Source organism: Herminiimonas sp. (assembly GCF_030645555.1).
GTDB lineage: Bacteria > Pseudomonadota > Gammaproteobacteria > Burkholderiales > Burkholderiaceae_D > Oxalicibacterium.
On the sequence record NZ_JAUSME010000028.1, the window covers coordinates 1 to 4,419 of the forward strand.

General features: G+C 57.2%; 4 protein-coding genes. All 4 read left to right on the plus strand.

All coding sequences use genetic code 11. The features are described 5' to 3' along the window. Nucleotides 1–1,196 (plus strand): ABC transporter ATP-binding protein (locus tag Q7T06_RS01160; protein WP_304778762.1); only part of this gene is annotated, 1,196 nt, incomplete at its 5' end. A 12-nt stretch (nucleotides 1,197–1,208) separates the two neighbouring features. Next, on the plus strand, nucleotides 1,209–1,979 hold the full coding sequence (locus Q7T06_RS01165) for an ABC transporter ATP-binding protein (protein WP_304778765.1): 771 nt from the start codon (nucleotides 1,209–1,211) through the stop codon (nucleotides 1,977–1,979). Then, on the plus strand, nucleotides 1,979–2,704 hold the full coding sequence (locus tag Q7T06_RS01170; protein ID WP_304778768.1) for an ABC transporter ATP-binding protein: 726 nt from the start codon (nucleotides 1,979–1,981) through the stop codon (nucleotides 2,702–2,704). Before Q7T06_RS01165 ends, Q7T06_RS01170 begins: the two co-directional genes overlap by 1 nt. Before the next feature lie 564 nt (nucleotides 2,705–3,268). Then, nucleotides 3,269–4,419: gamma-glutamyltransferase family protein (locus Q7T06_RS01175; RefSeq protein WP_304778770.1), on the plus strand; the 1,151-nt coding region annotated here is incomplete at its 3' end.

Here is a 4,419-nt window from a genome sequence, read left to right on the forward strand (position 1 = left end):
TCAAAAACAATCCGCGCAAAGCCTGGTCCGGCTTGCTCGTCATCTTGGCACTGGCGCTGGTGTTTCCGTTCATTGCACAGAATTTCGGCAATTCATGGGTACGCATCATGGACTTTGCGCTGCTCTACATCATGCTGGCGCTGGGCTTGAATGTGGTGGTCGGCTTCGCCGGCCTGCTCGACCTCGGCTATATCGCCTTCTATGCCATCGGCGCATACATGACGGCCTTGCTGGCCTCGCCGCAATTTGCCGTCGTGCTTGAATCCTTCGTCAATCAATATCCAGCCATAGGCGCCACGCTGATCTGGGTGTTTGGTCCTGAGATTGCGCAAAACGGCATACATCTTTCATTGTGGGTCATCGTGCCGCTGGCGGCATTGACGGCAGGATTTTTCGGCGCGCTGCTGGGCGCGCCTACCCTCAAGCTGCGCGGCGATTACCTTGCCATCGTCACGCTCGGTTTTGGCGAAATCATCCGCATCTTCATGAACAACCTGAACGGTCCGGTCAACATCACCAACGGTCCGCAAGGGATCAACATGATAGATCCGATCCGCATTTTTGGCGTGTCACTCAATGGCGAAGCAGGATCGGCATCGACGGTCATGCTCGGCAATTACGCGATGCCTTCGGTGAATGCCTATTACTTCCTGTTCCTCGCCTTGTGCATCGCGATCATCTTTATCTCGGTGCGCCTGCAGAATTCGCGCCTGGGCCGCGCCTTTGTCGCGATCCGCGAAGATGAAATTGCGGCCAAAGCGATGGGTATCAACACGCGCAACGTCAAGTTGCTGGCATTTGCAATGGGTGCCTCCTTTGGCGGCGTGGCCGGTGCGATGTTCGCTTCCTTCCAGGGCTTTGTGTCGCCGGAATCCTTCTCTCTGACTGAATCGATCGCCGTGCTGGCGATGGTGGTGCTGGGCGGCATGGGCCATATTCCCGGCGTGGTACTGGGCGGCATTTTGCTTGCTGCATTGCCAGAGATCCTGCGTCACGTGGTCGAGCCGCTGCAACTATCATTGTTCGGCGAGGTGCTGGTCGATGCAGAAATCCTGCGCCAATTGCTGTACGGCCTCGCGATGGTGTTGATCATGCTGATACGACCTGCCGGTTTGTGGCCCGCACCGAAGAACGAAGACCGGCCGACGGCCGATACCGACACGGCGAAGAAATCGACCGATGTTGTGGCGGCCTGAGGGGATGAGGTCATGAGCGCAACTGTCATCCTCAATATTGCCGGTGTGAGCAAACGCTTCGGCGGCCTGCAAGCCTTGACCGAGGTTAACGTCAGGATCATGCAAGGCCAGATCTATGGTTTGATCGGGCCTAACGGCGCCGGCAAGACCACTTTCTTCAATGTGATTACTGGCTTGTATCAAGCCGACAGCGGTACGTTTGAATTGGCCGGCAAACCGTACTCACCTTCTGCGCCGCATGAAGTGGCCAGGGCCGGCATTGCCCGCACGTTCCAGAATATCCGCCTGTTCGGCGAGATGAGTGCACTGGAAAACGTGATGGTCGGCCGTCACGTGCGCACCCGTCAAGGCTTGTTTGGCGCAGTGTTCCACCACAAGGCGGCGCGGCTGGAAGAGGCGGCAATTCGTGCGCGCGCGATGGAGTTGCTCGACTTCGTCGGCATCGCACAATTCGCCGAACGCACAGCCAGGCATCTGTCGTATGGCGACCAGCGCCGGCTGGAAATCGCCCGTGCGCTGGCAACCGATCCGCAATTGCTGGCGCTGGATGAACCGGCAGCAGGGATGAACGCGACGGAAAAACTTGGCTTGCGCGCATTACTGGTCAAGATCAAGGCGGAAGGCAAAACCATTTTGTTAATTGAGCATGACGTCAAACTGGTCATGGGCTTGTGCGACCGCATCACGGTGCTGGATTACGGCAAGCCGATTGCAGAAGGCGTGCCGGCCGACGTGCAAAAGAACCCGGCGGTGATAGCCGCGTATCTGGGAGGCGGGCACTGATGGCTGAGCATGTATTGAAAATTACCGGCCTGAAGGTCGGCTACGGCGGCATCCAGGCAGTCAAGGGCATAGACCTTGCAGTAAACCAGGGTGAATTGATCACGCTGATAGGCGCCAACGGTGCCGGCAAGACCACGACGCTCAAGGCTATCACCGGCACCTTGCCGGATTGCCGGGTCGAAGGCCATATCGAATATCTGGGCCAGCCGATCAAGGGCCTGCACTCATTTGAGCTGGTCAGGAAAAAACTGGCGATGGTGCCGGAAGGGCGCGGCGTATTCACGCGCATGTCCATCCATGAAAACATGTTGATGGGCGCCTTTACCCGCGACGACAAGGCGGGCATAGCCGACGATATCGACAAATGGTTCGATATCTTCCCGCGCCTGAAAGAGCGTGCTGCGCAAATGGCTGGCACCTTGTCCGGGGGCGAGCAGCAAATGCTGGCGATGGCGCGCGCCTTGATGAGCCATCCCAAGCTGCTGTTGCTGGATGAGCCGTCCATGGGTTTGTCGCCTATCATGGTCGAGAAAATCTTCGAAGTCATACGCACCGTATCCGCGCAGGGCATCACGATCTTGCTGGTCGAGCAAAATGCCAAACTGGCGCTGGAGGCAGCGCATCGCGCCTATGTGATGGAATCCGGCCTGGTCACCATGCATGGCGCTGCGCAGCAGATGCTGGATGATCCCAGAGTCAAGGAAGCCTATCTCGGCGAAGGCTGATTTCATTTCTTGTTATATGACGAGCATGCCTGCGCCGTGCAGCAGACAGTTTGCCGTCTACGGATGACGCTATCAAGGAGCCCAGTCTGCACTGTTTCTGTGTGCTGGCTGCTTTGCTGCCCCAGCTTGCGCACTAAAACAGGCCGGCATGCAAGACAGTAGCCCATGCCGCCGCCTTACTCGGCTCGCTAGACCGGTTCAACACAGCAGCATTTTTCCCTCTGAAACACAGTCTGATTTTCTGCGGATCAGCAAGATTGGCATCAAGCTTGCTAATACGCTCTTGTTTTGCAAAAAACTACGGGCCGTAGACAGCCCGTATTCGATCAACTCCCCCTTATTTCATTGACAAAAACAGCTATGTGCCCTAATTTCTACACAAATCTGACATGTCAGTAATAGGCGTATTGATGATGAGGGTGCCATCAGCCTGGTTCATGCTGACGCAAGGAATATGCATCACTGGCAAGGTTTCGCCCCGGCTTCCCGTGAAATGATTTCCGTGGATTACACGTGCGCCTGGAGTAATCCGGTTTTTATCCATTGTTTTAAAAGGTTTTTTCTATGCTGAATACGACTAGCGCGACACGCGGCATGGCTGTCGCGCCCCATTCCCTGGCTGCACAGGCTGCACTGTCTGTCTTGCGCGAGGGCGGCAATGCGGTCGAAGCGATGGTTGCCGCGGCTTCGACGATAGCGGTGGTTTACCCGCACATGAATGGCATAGGCGGCGATGGCTTCTGGGTGATTTCAGAGCCCGGTCAGCCGGTGGTCGCAATAGAGGCTTGCGGTGTTGCCGGCGCCGGTGTGTCTACAGATTTTTATCGCAGCCACAAGCTCGACGCGATACCGGTACGCGGACCGTATGCGGCCAATACGATGGCGGGTACCGTCGGCGGCTGGCAGCAGGCGCTCGACATCAGCGCAGCCTGGGGTGGCAAATTGCCTCTGGCGCGTTTGCTCGACGACGCGATACATTATGCCGAAACCGGCATCCCGGTGACGCCATCGCAGCAAGCCAGTACGGCCAGCAAACTCAGGGAGTTGCTGGCGCAGCCGGGTTTTGCGGAGACCTTTCTCGTTGCCGGCGCAGCGCCTGCAGCCGGTAGCCGTTTCATACAGCAGCGCATGGGTAAAACGCTGCGCACACTGGCGACCCAAGGTTTGGACAGTTTTTATCGCGGCAATCTGGCAAAAGAAATTGCTGCCGATCTGGCCGCAGTCGGCAGCCCGATCACGCAGCAGGATCTCAATAATTATCGCGCGCGCACGGTAGCGCCGGTGCACCTGAAACACAGCCTGGGCGATATCTATAACAGTGCGCCGCCTACACAAGGCGTCATCTCGCTGGCGATACTCGGCATCCTCGATCGCTTGAATCTCGCGCAATATCAGGAAGACAGCGTCGAATACATCCATCTGGTCGTCGAGGCGACCAAGCAGGCATTCAAGATCCGCGATCAATATGTCACCGATCCTGCCTACATGACGATCAACCCGCAATCCTTGTTGAGTGATGAATTCCTGGCTCCGTATGTAAAAGCGATCCGGGTCGACAAGGCGCTGCCATGGGGGCAGGGCAAGGGCCCGGGCGATACGATCTGGATGGGCGTCATTGATGGTGAAGGGCGCGCGGTTTCTTTCATACAAAGCATTTATCACGAGTTCGGCAGCGGCGTGGTCTTGCCGCGCACCGGCATCAACTGGCAAAACCG

Excerpts from the sequence above, each read along its gene's own strand:
- Q7T06_RS01165 (WP_304778765.1), top strand. The coding sequence starts at position 1,209 with ATGAGCGCAACTGTCATCCTCAATATTGCCGGTGTGAGCAAACGCTTC.
- Q7T06_RS01170 (WP_304778768.1), top strand. The coding sequence starts at position 1,979 with ATGGCTGAGCATGTATTGAAAATTACCGGCCTGAAGGTCGGCTACGGC.